Here is a 16,159-nt window from a genome sequence, read left to right as displayed (position 1 = left end):
AAAGCGCGTATCTTCGATAGATTGCCACTTCTTCAACTCAAGGATTTACATGGAATACCTGCTGCCCTACGGCTTGGAATGGGCGAATCTGCTGGTGCGCTGGCTGCACATCATCACGGGCATCGCCTGGATTGGCGCGTCGTTCTATTTCGTCTGGCTGGATAACTCGATCCGTCCGCCGGCTCCAGGTTCGGACCTGGCGAAGAAGGGCGTCTCCGGCGAGTTGTGGGCGGTGCACGGCGGCGGTTTCTATAATCCGCAAAAATACCTGGTGGCGCCGGCCGAACTGCCGAAGGAGCTGCACTGGTTCAAGTGGGAGGCCTATTCCACCTGGCTGTCCGGCATCGCGCTGCTGACGATTGCCTATTACTTCAATGCGCAGGCCATGATGGTGGACAAGCAGGTGGCGGACCTCTCCAGCCTGCAGGCGGTCGGCATCGGCATCGGCTTCCTGGTTGCCGGCTGGGTGGTGTACGACGCCCTGTGCCGCTCCCCGCTGGGCAAGAGCGAGAAGTGGCTTGGCCTGGTTGTGTTCATGTTGCTGGTTGCCGCGGCTTATGCGCTGACGCACTTGCTTAGCGGCCGGGCGGCCTTTATCCACATCGGCGCCATGATCGGCACCATCATGGTGGCCAATGTGGCGATGCTGATCATCCCGGGCCAGCGCAAGATGGTGCAAGCCATGCAGGCGGGCAGCCTGCCGGACCGGATCCACGGCATCAAGGCCAAGCAGCGCAGTGTGCACAATAACTACTTCACGCTGCCGGTGCTGTTCATCATGATCAGCAATCACTATGCGATGACCTACCAGAACAAGAATGCCTGGCTGGTGCTCGGTTTTATCATGGCGGCCGGCGTCTTCATTCGCCACTTCTTCAACCTGCGCCACAAAGGGCGAGTCGAGTGGCGCTATCCGGCGATTGGCGTGGCACTGCTGCTGGCGATTGCCGTGGTCATTGCACCATCCAAGCCTGCCGCCGTGAAGCCTGCGGCAGATCCCGCGGCGCAATTCGCGAAAGTGAAATCGATTGTCGACCAGCGCTGCCTGGCCTGCCATTCGGCGACGCCAACCCAGCCCGGTTTCGCCACGGCGCCGGCCGGCGTGATGTTCGACACGGCTGACCAGGTGCACCAGCGCGCGGCGCAGATTCACAAGCGCGCGGTGGAGCAGAAGGATATGCCGATCGGTAACCTGACCAATATGACTGACGCGGAACGCGCCGAACTGGGCGCCTGGTTCGCAGCAGGAGCGAAATGATGAACGACAAACTGACCCAATGGATCGACGCCCACTTCGATGAAGAAGTGGCATTCATGCAGCAGGTACTGCGCGTGCCTACCGATACCCCGCCTGGCAATAACACGCCGCACGCGGAAACGGTGGCGGAGCTGGTGAAGGCGTATGGCTGGAATGCGGAAAAGCATGTCGTGCCGGAGCGGGAAGTGCGCGATTACGGCATGGAGTCGATCACCAACCTGATTATCCGCCGCCCCTACGCAGCCGGCGGACCGACGGTCGCGCTGAACGCCCACGGCGACGTAGTGCCGCCGGGCGAGGGCTGGACCTACCCTCCCTACGGCGGCGTGATCGACAATGGCTATATCTATGGGCGCGCCGCAGCGGTGTCGAAATGCGACTTCGCCACCTATATCTTCGCCGTACGCGCGCTGGAAGCGCTGGGCGTCAAGCTAAAGGGCGGCGTCGAATTGCACTTTACTTACGACGAGGAATTCGGCGGCCTGCTCGGGCCGGGCTTCCTGCTGCGCGAAAAGCTGACCAGGCCGGATTACGTAATCGCGGCAGGTTTCAGCTACAACATCGTCACCGCGCACAACGCTTGCCTCCAGCTTGAAATCACCGTGCACGGCAAATCCGGCCACGGCGCCATGCCGGAAACCGGACATGACGCGCTGCAGGCGGCCACCAGGATTTTGAATGCGGTCTACGGCCAGCTGCCGGAACTGAAAAAGATCAAATCCAAGGTGCCGGGCATCGATTCGCCGACCATGCTGGTGGGCCGTATCGACGGCGGAACCAATACCAATGTGGTGCCGGGCAAGGTCGTGATGAAGATGGACCGCCGCATGATCCCGGAAGAAGATCCGGTAGCGGTGGAAGCACAGGTGCGCAAACTGATTGAAGACGCAGTGCAGGGCGAGCCCGGCATCCGCCTGGAGATCAAGCGCCTGCTGCTGTCGCATGCTTTGCGCCCGCTGCCGGCTGGAGAAAAGCTGGTGGCCAATTTGCAGAAGAATGCGCGCGCGGTGCTGGGCGAGGATATCCCGGCAGTCGGCACGCCGCTGTACGCCGATGCGCGTCTGTACGGCGAACAAGGCATTCCCGCAGTACTATATGGCGCTGGGCCGCGTAGCGTACCCGAATCGAATGCCAAGAAGGCGGATGAAAAACTGCTGCTGGAAGACTTGCGCAAGGCAACCAAGATCGTGGCCCTGACTTTGCTGGACTTCCTCGCAGCCGAGTAAAAAGGGGAGTAGCAATGTTTGAACGCAAGATGCTGGCTGGCTGGGGCGATATGGATTTCAACAGCCATATGGCCAACACGGCTTACCTGAACAAGGCGGGCGATATCCGCATGATGTTCCTGGGCGAGAATGGCTTCCCGATGGCGGAATTCAAGCGCCTGAACATCGGTCCTGTCGTGATGAAGGACGATATCGCTTATTTCAAGGAAGTGCTGCTGATGGATACCATCACCGTGACACTGGCGCTGGCCGGGATGTCGCAGGATGGCAGCCGCTGGATGCTGCGCAGCGATGTGTATCGCAGTGATGGGAAGCTGTCCGCCCGGATCAACAGCTCGGGCGGTTGGCTGGACCTGACTGCGCGCAAGCTGGTCACGCCGCCGCCGGCGCTGCTGGCGGCCTGGCACTCGCTTTACCAGACTGATGATTTTCAGGCGCTGCCTTCCAGCGTAGCTAAACCTTAAACCCCAAAACCGGTAAACCTGGGTCTGACCCAAGGGTCAGACCCGACATGCTGCAGTCACGGCACGGGTTTTATTTGAGGGTGCTCTCGAACAGCTTGTAGATGCGGCGGTACTGGTCGTACCAGCTCTCGGGCTGCACGTAGGCGTGGCGCTCCAGCGGGTACGCCGCCAGTTCCCAGTTGTCCTTTTTCAGCTCGATGAAGCGCTGCGTCATGCGCACCGAATCCTGGAAGAACACATTGTCGTCGACCATGCCGTGGGCGATCAGCAGGTGACCCTTCAGTTTATCCGCGTACTCGATCGGTGACGATTTGCGGTAGGCTTCAGGGTCGATATCCGGCGTGTTCAGGATGTTGGCGGTGTAGCCATGGTTGTAGGTGGTCCAGTCGGTTACCGGGCGCAGTGCGGCGCCGGCCTTGAACAAGTCCGGTTCGCGCAGCAGTGCCATGAAGGTCATGAAGCCGCCGTAGCTGCCGCCGTAGATGCCGACCTTGTCGATATCGCCCTGGTGGTTTGCCGCCAGCCACTTGGCACCGTCGACGTAATCGTCCAGTTCCGGATGACCCATCTGGCGGTAGATCGCCGTGCGCCAATCGCGGCCATAGCCTTTGGATGCGCGGTAGTCCATGTCCAGCACGATGTAGCCTTTTTCAACCAGCAGGTTGTGGAACATCTGCTCGCGGAAATAGTTCGGGAAGCGGTTGTGGGTGTTCTGCAGGTAGCCCGCGCCGTGCACGAACATCACGACCGGATACTTCTTGCCCGGTTCGAGGGTGGCCGGACGATACAGCTTGGACCAGATAGGCTGGCCGGCGCCGTGGGTGGATGGCACGGCTACCATCTGCGGCTGGATCCATTCGCGTGCCTTGTATTCGGCGCTGCGGGTATCGGTCAGCCTGGTTGCCGCGCCGCCGGCAGCCGGCACGGTGGCCAGTTGCGAAGGTACGTAGGCCGACGAGTAATGCACCAGCAGCTTGCGCTGGTCAGGAGAGAGGTCGAACTGTTCGACGCCGCCACTGAGCTGGGTCACTTCGCGCACGGTCGCATCCTTGGCCGAGGCCGAGCACACTTCATACTCTCCCGGCGTGCGGCGGTTGCACAGCATATAGGCCATGCTGCCGTCGGCATTCCATTTCACGTTCGAAGCTTCCCATTTGCCGCTGGTCAGGGCGCGCTGCCTGCCGTCGGCGCCCAGGGTGTACAGGTGGGCGTAGCCGGTTTCTTCGGACATGAACCACAGCGTGCTGTTGTCAGGCAGCCAGCCAAAATCGTTGTAGCTGTAGTTGATCCAGGCGTTGTCGGTCAGGCGGTGCAAGGACTTCAGCCTGGCGCCTTCCAGGTCGACGCCGGCCAGCCAGCGGTCCTTGTTATCCACTGTGCGCAGCATGACGGCGACTTTGGCGCCGTTGTCGCTCCAGGCGATACCGTCGCCTTCGTCGTTTTCCAGGCGGGTGGCGCGATTGCCTTTCAGGGCCGGCTGTTTGGCTGCTTCACGCAGGCCGGCCAGCGGGTCGGTCGCGATGCCCGGCAGGGAATCGAACGACAGGTCCTTGATGGCGCCGGTGCGCAGGTCGACCAGTTTTAACGATTGCGCCAGCGGCAGGTTGCGGCCGACGCGGGTGCGCTGGTCGTCGAATTCTTCGTAACCCGATTCGGTCACGTAGCGCGGCATTTTGCCGACGCGGCCGTTCTCGCTGCCTTTCGGCGAAGTGGCGACCATCAGCCAGCGGCCATCCGGCGACAGCGAGGAGGCATCGATGGAGACCTTGTCGCCGAAGTAGATCGGCGCCGGGGCGCGCGTGGCGTCGGCAGTGCGTTCGGCCTTGGCGCGGGCGCGCGTTTCATCGCGTTCGTCCTTCTGGCGCTTGAGGGTGGTGATCAGGCGCAGCTGCATTTCGCTCAGGTAGTCTTCATCCGGCGCGGCGGCAGGGTCTTTTGCGGCACGCGGCAAGGCGACAGGGGAGAGCAGGCGGTCGGCGCGATTCCAGCTGAACCAGTCGTTGCCGACCTTGAACTGCACGCTGCGGCCGTCGGCCGAATACTGCGGCGCGGAAGCGTTGGCGGTGCCGCGGCTGATCTGCAGCAGGGCGCCGGATTTCAGGTCGCGTTCGAACACGTCGCCGTTGCGCAGCACGATGGCGCGGGTGCGCTCACGGTTGAACACCATGTTCGGGCTGTCCTGGTTGGACAGCTCGGAGTCCGCCACCAGGCGCGGTTTGTCGCCGGCCAGGAAGGTATCGCGCAGCGAGGAACCGATGCGCTTTTGTTTATAGAAGATCTGCTTGCCGTCCCAGCTCCACCACGCAGCTTCGACCGGCGTGCCGATCCAGTCCGGGTGGGACATGGCCTGGTCGAGGGTGATAGGGGTTGGGGCTGTGGCAAACGCGGGGGCTGCCAGCAGGGCAGCCAGCATGGGAAGTGCAAGTCGTCGCATGGTCTCTGATGGGAAATGTAGAACTTCGAGGAAGGATTCTAACAGTCGTCCCCTCTACGAAAAGTATCAGGCTTGTAACAGGGTAGCGTCTGCGCCGCCGGGCCTCTAGAATGACGGGCATTCAGCTTATTCAGGAGACAAAATGGCAAAAAGCCATGTAGCGGCGCTGGTCCTGGCCTTGGTGGCCTCCGGTGCGATGGCGCAGCAACAGCCTGCCATGCAGTGGGAGACCGAGGCGCTTGCCGGGTCTTATAAAGAAAACATCAGTGAGGATGAAAAGATCGCCGGCCTGTCCAAATTGTGGTCGGAGGTGAAATACAATTTCGTCGATACCGCCACACTGGAAAAGCTGGACTGGGACAGGCTGTACCTGGAAACCCTGCCGCGCGTACGTGCCGCGCGCGGCACCGAAGAGTATTACCGCGTTCTGATGGAAATGGTGGCGAAGCTGAAAGACGGTCATACCAACGTCATGCCGCCAAATGAGCTGTCGGACCGGATGGGCGGCCTGCCGCTGCTGGTCACACGCCCGATCGAGGGCCGCGTCATCGTGACCGAGGTACTGGACCCCGGCCTGCGCGCCAAGGGCATCATGCCCGGCCTGGAAGTGGTGGCCGTGGATGGGGCCGAAGTGAAGACTTACGCTGCCCGTGAAATCACCCCGTATGTGAGTGCCTCCACACCGCAGGACGAAGCCCTGCGCACGTTCGGCACACAGTTCCTGCGCGGCGCAGTTGGCTCCGCGGCGCGCGTGACCTTCCGCGATGCCGCCGGCAAGCAGTTCGAGCAGCAAGTTGCCCGCGTCGGCCGCGATGCCCGCAAGGCCGCGACGGTCAATTCACCGTCGTTTGAATTCAGCATATTGCAGGGCGACGTGGCCTACGTTTCGCTCAATAGCTTTGATGACAATAGTGCGGCGGATGCCTGGCTGGCCGCCTTCGACGAAATCGCCAAGTCTTCGGCGCTGGTGATCGATGTGCGCCGCAATGGCGGCGGCAATTCGGATGTGGGCTACAAAATCCTGTCCACACTGGACGACAAGGCTTTCCTGACCAGCCGCTGGGCCACCCGCGAGTACAAGCCAACCTGGCGTGCCTGGGAGAAGGAGCAGCCGATGTACGCCGAAGCGCCGGACGCGATTCAACCCGACGCGCAGCGGCAGTACAAGAAACCAGTGCTGGTATTGACCAGTGCTGCCACCTTCTCGGCGGCGGAGGATTTTGCAGTCGCCTTTGACGTCATGCAGCGCGGCACCCTGGTGGGCGAGGCGACCGGCGGCAGCACCGGCCAGCCGCTGTTCATCAAACTGCCGGGCGGCGGCAGCGCGCGCATCTGCACCAAGCAGGATATCTATCCGGACGGCCGGGCATTCGTCGGCGTCGGTGTACAGCCGCAGCACCTGGTCAAGCAGACCGTTGAGGGCGTTCGGGCGGGCCGCGACGAGGTGCTGGAAGCAGCCCTCGCTTCACTGCAGCCGAAATAAAAAAAAGCCGCCGGACCAGGTCCGGCGGCTTTCTTTGCAAAGCAAAAGCTTAGAAGTGGTAAGCCACGCCCAGGCTGATGATCGATGCGTCGCTGGCAGGCTTCTGCCATTCAACGCGTGCGCTCACTTCTTTGGTGATCGCGTAGTTCAGGCCGATGCCGAACAGGGCGCGGTTCAGGTGGTCTTTGCCGCCGTCGCCTTTGAATTCGGCGCGGCCGTAGCCCAGACGGCCGTACACAGCCAGCTGGTCAGCTACTGGCATGGAAGCCAGCACGGAAGCGCTGATGTGGGTGCCCTTGACTTTTTCGGTGCCGAACACGTCGAAGTCGCCCAGCTTGCGGTAGGTACCTTCGATAGCGAAGGTCTCGTCGATCTTGTAGCCAGCGAACAAGCCGAAGCCGGTTTCGGTGGACAGGTCGTCGATCTTGGTCGAAGCTACATCGGCGCCGACGTAGAAATTGGTTGGCTCAGCTGCGGAAGCGGCGAAGGAGGTAGCGGCCAGCAGAGCGGCTGCGGTGATTTGCTTGATCATTGTTAAGTATTCCTATTTCTAGTTAGGTTGCCTGCTCTTGATACAAGGCAACATACCATTCTAACAATCTTAATTGGGTATTGCAAGTCCACTGTGCGTTCGTACAGTATAATTTCGGCATGCCTGGTTTTATCCTCACCCGCGCCTGGCGCGATGCCCGCGATGGGACGGAAATCGAGTTCTGGCTCGCGACCGACGACGGTCCCCGCAAAATATTGCTCACAGCACAAGCTTCGGTGGCTTTCGCCGAGGCTGCTTTGCGCGACACCATTGCAATCCTGGTGGCCGGCATGCCGGGCATCGACGTGCGTGAAGTTGCGCTGAAGACATTCCAGCACGAACCCGTGGTCGGCATCTACGCCAGCCATTACAAGCAGTTGCTGGCGCTGGAGCGCAAGCTGGGCGAGCGCGGCATCCGCCTGTACGAGGCGGACATCAAGCCGCCGGAGCGCTACCTGATGGAGCGCTTCATCACCGCCGGCGTTGAATTCGAAGGCGGCAAGCTGCGGCCGGCGCCGGAGTATCGCCCGCGCCTGCGCATGGTGTCGCTGGATATCGAAACCAGCGCATTTGGCGACCTGTATTCGATCGCACTGGAAGGTTGCGGCCAGCGCCAGGTCTATATGCTGGGCGAGCAGCCGGACGTTGCGCCTGAAGTAGACTTCTCCCTCGAATACTGCCCGACGCCGCGCCGCGTGATCGAAAAGCTCAATGAATGGTTCCGCGCGCACGACCCGGACGCCATTATCGGCTGGAGCGTGGTGCAGTTCGACCTGCAAACGTTGCAAAAGAACGCCGAGAAGTACAAGGTGCCGCTGCTGCTCGGCCGTGAAGGCCGCCCGGTTGAATGGCGTACCCACCAGGCGCGCGACGGCTATGTGTTCGCCACCATCCCGGGCCGCATTGCCATCGACGGCATCGAGGCCCTGCGCGCCGCTTCCTGGACCTTCCCGTCCTTCAGCCTGGAGAACGTGTCGCAAGCCTTGCTGGGGGAGGGCAAGGATATCGGCAGCGATTACGACAAGATGGCCGAAATCGAGCGCCGCTTCCGCGAGGACAAGCCTGCCCTGGCCACGTACAACCTGAAAGACTGCGAACTGGTCACGCGTATTTTCGAGAAGACGCGCGTGATGGACTTCATCCTTGAGCGTTCCCACGTGACGGGATTGGTGCCCGACCATATGGGCGGTTCGATTGCCGCCTTCAGCCACCAGTACCTGCCGCGCATGCACCGCGAAGGCTATGTGGCGCCGAATGTGGGCGAGATTCCGGCCGTTGCCTCACCCGGCGGCTTCGTGATGGATTCGCGTCCAGGCCTGTACGACTCGGTCGTGGTGCTGGACTTCAAAAGCCTGTACCCGTCCATCATCCGTTCCTTCCTGGTCGATCCGGTGGGCATGGTCGAAGCCGAGGCGGAGGCGGAAGCAGGCGGCGACCCGGTGCCTGGCATGCGCGGCGCCCAGTTTTCGCGCGCGCACCACTGCCTGCCCGCCATTACCACCCAACTCTGGCAGGGCCGCGATAGAGCGAAGCGCGAAAAGAACGACGCGCTGTCGACGGCGCTCAAGTTGCTGATGAATTCCTTCGTCGGCGTGCTCGGCTCAACCGACTGCCGCTTTTACCATCCTCAGCTCATTTCCTCGGTCACGCTGCGCGGCCATGAGTTGCTCAAGCTTACGCGCGAGCTGGTGGAAAAGGAAGGCTACGAAGCGATCTATGGCGATACCGATTCCATTTTCATCTGGCTCAAGCGCCCGCATGAAACGGAGGAGGCGCTGGCCATTGCGCGCGCGCTGGTCGCCAAAATTAACAAATGGTGGACCGAGCGCCTGCGCAAGAAGTACAAGCTGGAATGCCACCTGGAGATCGAGTTCGATACCTATTACCAGAAGTTTTTCATGCCGACCATTCGCGGTACGGACATGGGCAGCAAGAAGCGCTACGCTGGCCTGACCAGCGACGGCGATATCATCTACCGCGGCCTGGAAGTCGCGCGCAGCGACTGGACCCCGCTGGCGCAGCAATTCCAGCAAGGCCTGTTTGCCCGGATCTTCCGCAATGAGCCTTACCAGGACTTTGTACGCGACTATGCGCGCAACACCTTGTCCGGTGCGAACGACGAACTGCTGGTGTATCGCAAGCGCCTGCGTCATCGCCTGGACGAATACCAGGTGAATGTACCGCCGCAGGTGCGTGCCGCGCGCCTGGCCGATGAATTCAATAAGGCGCAAGGGCGCCCGCTGCGCTACCAGAATGGCGGCCGGATCAGCTACGTGATCACCACCAGCGGCCCGGAGCCGCTGGAAGTGCAGCGCTCACCGATCGATTACCAGCACTATCTCGACAAGCAATTGCAGCCGATCGCCGATGCGATCCTGCTGCCGCTGCATGACAGCTTCACTGCCTTGACCACGACGCAGCAGGCACTGTTCTAGGGCGCAGGCGTATAGCGCAGGCCAAACCAGTAGAGCGTCGGGATCGAATGGCTGTCTTTCAGCACCTTGCCGGCTGCGCCGACCGTGCTGGTAAGGCGCTCGCCGGTCAGGTTCTGCGCCTGCGCCAGCAGGGTAAGGCCTGGCTGGAGTCTATAGCTGGCTTGCAGGTCGACCTGGTGGCGGGGCGCCCAATACAGGTCTTGCCACTCGATGTCCGGCACCACCGCACGCAAGGCCTGGCCCTGCCGGTTATAGGCGGCGCGCAATTCCAGTGCCCCATTGCCGTAGAAAATCGACAGGTTGCGCGTCTGGCCGGGTTGGCCTGTCAGGTGACCAATGGTGCGGGTGCGCTTATCGGACTTCAGCACTTCCATGCGGCCTTTGAGCAGGGTCCAGTTGGCGCTGAAGCCAAAGTCGCGCGCGGCAGGGTGCAGCCACGCCAGCGAATTCACTACCGCGCTGATTTCCAGTCCCTTGATCGAGGCCGACGCGGCGTTGACCGGCTTCGTTACGACAGCATTCGCATAGCTGACGCCTTCGTAGGTGTAGCCCAGCGAGGAGGCGTTGAAGATTTCGTCCTTGATGTCCTTGTTGAAAACGGTGGCAGACAGCAGGCCGCCAGCCTGCGGCGGCAGCTTCCAGTTGACGCCAAGATCGGTATTGGTGGACAGGCGCGGCTTGATGTCGGGATTGCCGGCCGTGACGGTGACGCCAGTGGCGTTGGCATTCCCGCGCTCACCAGGGTTCGCGAAGTCGATCGAACTGCGCGCCGCATACGAGTCGTAAGCAGGGCGGCCGATGCTTTGGCTGGCGCCCATTCTCACATCGAGCGATGGCGACCACTGGTAGCTGGCCAGCGCAGAGGGCAGGGCGAAGTGGTAGCGCGACCCGGTGGGCAGGTCCGTCCATGCACCTGCGACGCGCGCACGGCCGATCGTAGACTGGCGAGTGGAATCCAGGTGCACGCCGAACCGGGTCTTCCAGGCGTTGGCAGCATAGCCAAGCATGCCGTAGGCGCCGGCAATGCGTTCCGTATGTTCGTAATTGTCCTGGTTGCCCAGGGCGGTCTGGTCCACCGCATTCAGGCCCCCTGCGGCGCGCAGCGTGTCGACATAAGCGGCTGCGCGCTGCGGATCGATCGTCAACATGTCCAGGCCGGACTGGTTGTATATCAGCCCCGGCCCGACTGGTCCGAGCACGTCGGACAGCGTGCCTTGTTTTGCACCGGTATTAGGGGAAAACTGTGTGCGTGAAAGGCTGTAGGAGGATGCATCGCGCGTGAAGCTGGTGCCGACGGCATAGCCCCAGCCCGGGCCGTCGCCGTTGTGGCGGAAGTCCAGGCGCAGGTACTTGATGTCGTTGCCGGCATTGCGGTGAAAACCGGAATCCGGGCGGTAGTAATTGAGCCTGTAGTTTTCCAGCTTGTAGTAGGCGGCCGGTGAAATATTAAAGGAGTGATCGAGCGATTCCGTGTTGTAGTCAATCGCGTAATCCGGAGTCGGGGTGGGCGAGGTATCACCGGTTCCCGGCGGGCTGTTGCGGCTGCCGGTCGAGTATTTGATCATCAGGATGGGCTCGCGGTAGGACGCACGCGAAGCGCCGGCACGCAGGCTTGCCACTTGTTGTGCTGCGGTTTCCCAATCCAGTCCGGTTTGCAGCAAGCTGGTGGCAGTGGTGGCTTGCTGCCGCGTGTAACCAACTTCAACGTCGCCTGCTGGATAGCGGCCCGAGGTGGCGGCCTGGCCCAGTACTTTCGCGCGGTTGCGCGGATCGATGATGAGCTCATTGCGTTCCATATCGTCACGCGATACGAAGCGCCCGCCGGTCGCGAAGCCGCGCAGTGTGCCGGAGAACTTTGCTTCCAGCTTGGCGGCAAGGCCGTATTGCTCGCGGCGATTCTCCGAATACCAGTATTTGTCCTGCTGCGGCACGGCAAAGCCGTTGCCCTGGTTTGCCCCGCCCTGCAGGACGCCAGCCGCATTGTAGAAGCTCTCGCTGGTGCTGTCGGTGGTCATGTGGGCGTTGGCGCTGCTGGCTGTCGCCTGGTAACTGGCCGCTATTACCAGGCCAAACTGCCGCTGCGGGCCGAACGTAGTACTGGCGGTACCCGCCAGGCGTTGTCCGATGCGGTCGTGGCGGTGCGGACCGGCGGCATCGTTTGGCTTCCCCAGGGCTGCTTCCACGGACAGGAAGTCGCTGCCGCCAAGTGCGAAGGCGCTGCGCGTCCGCACGTCGATGGCGCCGCCGATGCCGTGTGCGTCCTGGTCGGGCAGGAAGGTTTTCGATACCAGCATTGCGCCGATCATCGACGAAGGCAGCAGGTTAAGGCGCGCGCCGCGGCTGGCGGAGCCATTGCCGTTGGCGACGCCGGGCGAAGCGACCGGGATGCCGTCGATCGTGACCGGGTTATAGGCCGCGCCCAGGCCGCGAATGACTGGTGCGGCGGCTGTATCGCGCGGCCGTTCGTTGTCAAGCACCGGCAGCAAGGCTACGCCGGGCAGGCGGCGCAGGACATCGAGCGCAGTCAGGTCGGGCAAGGATTGTACGTCGCCTGCGCCTGCCACATCGGCAATGCCGGTGTAAGCAAGTTTGGCGGCAACGGCATCCTGCCGCGGGTCGCTGGCGCCGCTGACGATGACTTCCGGGATTGGTGGCTCCTCGGCGGCACGGGCCTGCCCGTGGAAGGCAAGCGTATTGAGGACGGCGACGGCGATGCCGGCCAAACGGTATTGGTCTTTTACTTCATGCATGTGAAATCAGGGGTGCTAATCACGCGGCGTGGAGAGCCGCATTACCCACTTTGTGAAAAATAGCAGGATCACCGTGCCCGCCAGGTCGCCAAGCCCCATGACGGCAAAGCTGCCCAGTAATTGGCCGCGCCCCTCGTATAAGGCAAACCAGATGTGATGAAGCAAGGGACTGGCCAGTGAATAGGCGACGGCACAGACCAGCATCTGCCAGGCAGCCAGGTTGGCCAGCGAGCCTTGCAGGTCGAGCCAGCGCCTGGCGCCAAGGTAGACAAGATAGGGCGCTGCACTGGCAAGGATGCCTCCGGCAAAGGCGCGCACCGGTTCGTGCGGGAACAGGACGAGGAAGCAGTAAAGCCAGGAAACCGCCAGCAGGCCGATTGCACCTGCTTCGGCAAAAAGCAGGGTGGCCAGCAAGCGCACGCCGGCGGGCAGGTAGATCCAGTTGATACCTTCGGCGAACTCCAGCTTCTTGAACAGGAGTTCATTGATCAGCAAGGCAGCGCCAAACATCACCATCGTCGCAAAGATCATGGAAAGGTTCTGGCGGATGCTTGTCATGCTAGTCGTTTGTCGTGGACGAATCCCCAGATCTTAACACCTTCAGCGCCCGGCAAATGGTGTGCCGAACACACCGACGGCCAGTTCCATCCAGACTGCCAGCAATCCGATACCAAGCGCAATTGCCAGTACTGCTTTCTGCACCCTGTTGTCCATGCGGTTTGCCAGAAGCACGTAACTGCCGCCGCTGACCACAAGCAGCATCCCCGCTGCAAGGAAGTCAAACCAATCCCATCGCACTTCGTCAGTGAACTGCATTGCAATCAAAGGGACGAGCAATATCGTCGCGGCGCCAAGGCCGACACAGGCCATTTTTTTGGGGATTGCCATGGTCCTCTCCTGTTCCGGGTGAAGATGTTACTTTATCCGTCCATTGTGAAGCTTGGATGCACTCAGTGTGAAGTCTTCGGCCCATGGGCCAGCGCGCAGGATGCGACGCCGCCCACCAGCAGCAATATTGCCATTACCTCGACGATGGCTGGCCAGCGCTCTTCCCATAAAAATCCGTAAAGGGCGGCAAACAAGGTTTCGAAGACGATCATCTGGCCGGTCAGGGTGAGCGGCAAGGCGCGGCTGGCGTAGTTCCAGAAGCCGTTGCCGATGATCGAGCAAAGAAGGGCGACACTGGTCACTACCGCAGCGAAGTACAGCCATTCGGGCGTGCTGTGTTGCGGCGCTCCGCAGGACAGCGCCGGTACCGCCAAAAGCAACGCTTCGGCGCCGGTGACCAGGCCGGTAAGCATACTCCATTCATGCGCTGTGACGGCCTTGAGGCGGGCCAGCCATCGGCTGTTGCCGACTGCATAGGCGGTCCAGGAGGCGAGGGCGCCGCTCGCATACAGCACGCCCGCGAGCGAGCCGGATTGCATGTGTTGCCAGCTTATGCAAAACAGGCCGGCGCTACTGAGGACAATTGACGGCAGCAGGCGTGGCAAAGGAATGGCGCCGGCATCGCGGCTGCCGACCAGGGTTATTACCACCGGCAGCAAGCCGATCACGATAGATGCCGTGGCGATGCCGCCGGTCTGCACCGCCTTTGCCAGGAAAAAGTAGTACATGATGTTGCCGGTAAAACTGAGCCAGGCCAGCGCCTTCCATTCGCGCCACGCCAGCATGGCGAACAGGCGGCGCCAGGAGCGCGCAACCAGGATGGCGGCGATCAGACCATATGCCAGGTAGCGGCCTGCAGAGAGCTGGATCGGCGTGAAGCCGCGCGTCAGCTCAGGTGCGAGGAATACCAGTCCCCAGAATGCGCCGGCGATGATGCCGGCAATAATACCAAGTGAAATATTCAACGTCCACCTCCCAAATAGGGACATGGTGGATGCTGCGCGCCGTAAGGTCTTGGCGCAGCCTACTGTATTTTTGTGCCAGGCTCCTGTCCCCGGCGGCGATAGGCCGCCGGCGTGGTGCCCAGCTGGATGCGCATGGCGCGGGTGAGGGCGCTCTGGTCCCCGAAGCCGGTACACTGGGCGACATCGGCAATCGGCTGGCAGGTATGGCGCAGCAGTTCGCAGGCGCGATTGAGGCGCCGCGAGAGAAGCCAGGCGCGTGGGCTTGTATTCAGCTCGTCCTGGAACAGCGCATGCAGGCGGCTCACGCTCATGCGCGCAAACTGCGCCATCGATTCCGTCGTCCAGGGCAATGCGGGATTGGCTTCCGCATGTGCCAGCAGGGCGGCCAGGCGCGATTGCGGGCGTGGCTGCTCCAGCGTGAGGGTGTCCAGCAGCAGCGGCAGCCAGCCCTGGAGCAGCGATGGCGGTGCCGCGCGGCCAGCGATTGAAAGGTGCATGAATTCGACCAGCTTGCGCGCAGCAGGGCTGATGTCGGTGAAGGGCCTATCGGCAATGCGTTCCCAGACCGGGTGGCCTATTGCAGCCTGGTCGACGTCCACGACCAGCGAGTGGTTTTCAACGATGCTGTGCTGCGCATGCCATGCGCCCGCCACGACCACCGCGCCTTTCAAGGGATTAAGCCTGTCGCCCTTGCCCTCAATGTCGAGCTCCACTTCGCCGGACAGCGGCAACACCAGTTGGGCAAAGGTGTGCTGGTCCGCCGCCCAGCGCTCGCCGTAGCTGCGAATGTCGATGTCGACCAAAGTGGGATGGGTGATAGGCACGGTAGAAGCTGTGGTGCGGGATGGAGGCCACAGTTTACTAAAGTTCACTAAATAGTGGCCGAATTTCGCGAGGCCGGTTGAACAGGTCCTGTCTCCTTGATATAAGTTTTGAACATCCAGGGAGGGTATGTCGATGAAGGCATTTGCATTCGTAACAGGGGCCATGCTGGCTGGCTGCATTCCCGCCGCGGCACAAGACTCCGCACCGCTCGCCTATGAATGCCTGCGGGCTGCGGGGGCCATCCGTATCGACGGAAAGCTGGACGACCCGGCATGGCAGGACGCGCCGTGGACCGCCGATTTCGTCGACATCGAGGGCGGCAACAAGCCACGGCCTAAATTCCGCACGCGCGTAAAAATGCTGTGGGACGACCAATACCTCTACATCGCTGCCGAACTGGAGGAACCCGAAGTGACGGCCACGCTGACCCGGCGCGATTCCGTGATCTTCAAGGACAATGATTTCGAGGTCTTCATCAAGCCGCTGCCGGACACCAAAAGCTATTACGAATTCGAGATCAATGCCTTCAACACCGGCTGGGACCTGTTCCTGCCCAAACCCTACAACGAAGACGGCCAGCCGGATAATAGCTGGGACATCAAGGGCCTGCAGACCGCCATCGCGGTACAGGGAAGCTTGAACCAGCCCGGCGACAAGGACCGCGGCTGGACGGTGGAAATCGCCTACCCCCTGAACGCCTTCGCCTCGCGCCAGGCCGTCCCGCATCCCAGGCAGGGCAGCACCTGGCGCATCAACTTCAGCCGCGTCGAATGGACCGCCGGCCAGCCGAAGGAAGACAACTGGGTGTGGTCGCCGCAAGGCCTGATCGACATGCACGTGCCAGGCCGCTGGGGCTACCTGCATTTCTCCGAAAATACTTCCACACTAAACAAATAGCG

13 protein-coding genes are annotated in these 16,159 nt (G+C 61.8%); 6 read left to right on the top strand and 7 right to left on the bottom strand.

Translation table 11 applies throughout. The features are described 5' to 3' along the window. The first annotated feature begins 49 nt into the window (after window positions 1-49). From ASE26_RS04340 to ASE26_RS04330, 3 genes are read left to right on the top strand one after another with little or no spacing between them, the layout of a single operon-like run. The gene (locus ASE26_RS04340) at window positions 50-1,258 is read left to right on the top strand and encodes a urate hydroxylase PuuD (protein WP_057245661.1); all 1,209 of its coding nucleotides are present in this window, start codon (window positions 50-52) and stop codon (window positions 1,256-1,258) included. Continuing rightward, window positions 1,255-2,484 (top strand): M20/M25/M40 family metallo-hydrolase, encoded by a 1,230-nt coding sequence (locus ASE26_RS04335; protein ID WP_055932975.1) that lies wholly within the window; start codon window positions 1,255-1,257, stop codon window positions 2,482-2,484. Before ASE26_RS04340 ends, ASE26_RS04335 begins: the two co-directional genes overlap by 4 nt. Window positions 2,485-2,498: 14 nt before the next feature. Then, on the top strand, window positions 2,499-2,948 hold the full coding sequence (locus ASE26_RS04330) for a thioesterase family protein (RefSeq protein ID WP_055932978.1): 450 nt from the start codon (window positions 2,499-2,501) through the stop codon (window positions 2,946-2,948). 70 nt (window positions 2,949-3,018) lie between these two features. Here the strand turns inward: ASE26_RS04330 and ASE26_RS04325 are convergent, their stop codons facing one another. Continuing rightward, complete coding sequence (locus ASE26_RS04325; RefSeq protein ID WP_057245660.1) at window positions 3,019-5,382, bottom strand: S9 family peptidase; 2,364 nt, start codon at window positions 5,380-5,382, stop codon at window positions 3,019-3,021. A 142-nt stretch (window positions 5,383-5,524) separates the two neighbouring features. On the opposite strand from ASE26_RS04325, the gene ASE26_RS04320 reads away from it, so the two are divergent. After that, window positions 5,525-6,865: a S41 family peptidase gene (locus tag ASE26_RS04320; protein WP_057245659.1), complete on the top strand. Its 1,341-nt coding sequence runs from the start codon at window positions 5,525-5,527 to the stop codon at window positions 6,863-6,865. Window positions 6,866-6,914: 49 nt separating this feature from the next. Here ASE26_RS04320 and ASE26_RS04315 read toward each other — a convergent pair whose 3' ends face one another. Further along, a complete protein-coding gene (locus ASE26_RS04315; RefSeq protein ID WP_055932988.1) occupies window positions 6,915-7,397 on the bottom strand; it encodes an outer membrane beta-barrel protein in 483 nt (160 codons plus the stop codon). A 119-nt stretch (window positions 7,398-7,516) separates the two neighbouring features. Between ASE26_RS04315 and ASE26_RS04310 the strand changes: the two genes are divergently transcribed. Then, the gene (locus ASE26_RS04310; protein WP_055932991.1) at window positions 7,517-9,832 is read left to right on the top strand and encodes a DNA polymerase II; all 2,316 of its coding nucleotides are present in this window, start codon (window positions 7,517-7,519) and stop codon (window positions 9,830-9,832) included. Here the strand turns inward: ASE26_RS04310 and ASE26_RS04305 are convergent. The 5 genes from ASE26_RS04305 to ASE26_RS04285 form a co-directional block, all read right to left on the bottom strand. Then, on the bottom strand, window positions 9,829-12,582 hold the full coding sequence (locus ASE26_RS04305) for a TonB-dependent receptor (RefSeq protein WP_055932994.1): 2,754 nt from the start codon (window positions 12,580-12,582) through the stop codon (window positions 9,829-9,831). The two genes, ASE26_RS04310 and ASE26_RS04305, sit on opposite strands and share 4 nt — an antisense overlap. Window positions 12,583-12,597: 15 nt before the next feature. Continuing rightward, on the bottom strand, window positions 12,598-13,140 hold the full coding sequence (locus ASE26_RS04300) for a hypothetical protein (protein WP_055932997.1): 543 nt from the start codon (window positions 13,138-13,140) through the stop codon (window positions 12,598-12,600). 42 nt (window positions 13,141-13,182) lie between these two features. Next, window positions 13,183-13,470, bottom strand: coding sequence for a hypothetical protein (locus ASE26_RS04295; protein ID WP_055933000.1), 288 nt, complete (start codon window positions 13,468-13,470; stop codon window positions 13,183-13,185). A 62-nt stretch (window positions 13,471-13,532) separates the two neighbouring features. Beyond that, the gene (locus ASE26_RS04290) at window positions 13,533-14,459 is read right to left on the bottom strand and encodes a DMT family transporter (protein ID WP_057245658.1); all 927 of its coding nucleotides are present in this window, start codon (window positions 14,457-14,459) and stop codon (window positions 13,533-13,535) included. A gap of 35 nt (window positions 14,460-14,494) precedes the next feature. After that, window positions 14,495-15,259, bottom strand: a complete 765-nt coding sequence (locus ASE26_RS04285; protein WP_229208108.1) for an AraC family transcriptional regulator — start codon at window positions 15,257-15,259, stop codon at window positions 14,495-14,497. A 133-nt stretch (window positions 15,260-15,392) separates the two neighbouring features. On the opposite strand from ASE26_RS04285, the gene ASE26_RS04280 reads away from it, so the two are divergent. Next, window positions 15,393-16,157, top strand: coding sequence for a carbohydrate-binding family 9-like protein (locus ASE26_RS04280; RefSeq protein ID WP_057245703.1), 765 nt, complete (start codon window positions 15,393-15,395; stop codon window positions 16,155-16,157). Window positions 16,158-16,159: the final 2 nt, after the last annotated feature.

It is taken from the genome of Duganella sp. Root198D2, assembly GCF_001428585.1.
In the GTDB taxonomy this organism is placed as follows: Bacteria; Pseudomonadota; Gammaproteobacteria; order Burkholderiales; family Burkholderiaceae_D; genus Rugamonas.
This window is presented reverse-complemented; position numbering and strand designations above follow the sequence as displayed.

Excerpts from the sequence above, each read along its gene's own strand:
- ASE26_RS04340 (WP_057245661.1), top strand. The coding sequence starts at position 50 with ATGGAATACCTGCTGCCCTACGGCTTGGAATGGGCGAATCTGCTGGTG.
- ASE26_RS04335 (WP_055932975.1), top strand. The coding sequence starts at position 1,255 with ATGATGAACGACAAACTGACCCAATGGATCGACGCCCACTTCGATGAA.
- ASE26_RS04330 (WP_055932978.1), top strand. The coding sequence starts at position 2,499 with ATGTTTGAACGCAAGATGCTGGCTGGCTGGGGCGATATGGATTTCAAC.
- ASE26_RS04325 (WP_057245660.1), bottom strand. The coding sequence starts at position 5,382 with ATGCGACGACTTGCACTTCCCATGCTGGCTGCCCTGCTGGCAGCCCCC.
- ASE26_RS04320 (WP_057245659.1), top strand. The coding sequence starts at position 5,525 with ATGGCAAAAAGCCATGTAGCGGCGCTGGTCCTGGCCTTGGTGGCCTCC.
- ASE26_RS04315 (WP_055932988.1), bottom strand. The coding sequence starts at position 7,397 with ATGATCAAGCAAATCACCGCAGCCGCTCTGCTGGCCGCTACCTCCTTC.
- ASE26_RS04310 (WP_055932991.1), top strand. The coding sequence starts at position 7,517 with ATGCCTGGTTTTATCCTCACCCGCGCCTGGCGCGATGCCCGCGATGGG.
- ASE26_RS04305 (WP_055932994.1), bottom strand. The coding sequence starts at position 12,582 with ATGCATGAAGTAAAAGACCAATACCGTTTGGCCGGCATCGCCGTCGCC.
- ASE26_RS04300 (WP_055932997.1), bottom strand. The coding sequence starts at position 13,140 with ATGACAAGCATCCGCCAGAACCTTTCCATGATCTTTGCGACGATGGTG.
- ASE26_RS04295 (WP_055933000.1), bottom strand. The coding sequence starts at position 13,470 with ATGGCAATCCCCAAAAAAATGGCCTGTGTCGGCCTTGGCGCCGCGACG.
- ASE26_RS04290 (WP_057245658.1), bottom strand. The coding sequence starts at position 14,459 with ATGTCCCTATTTGGGAGGTGGACGTTGAATATTTCACTTGGTATTATT.
- ASE26_RS04280 (WP_057245703.1), top strand. The coding sequence starts at position 15,393 with ATGAAGGCATTTGCATTCGTAACAGGGGCCATGCTGGCTGGCTGCATT.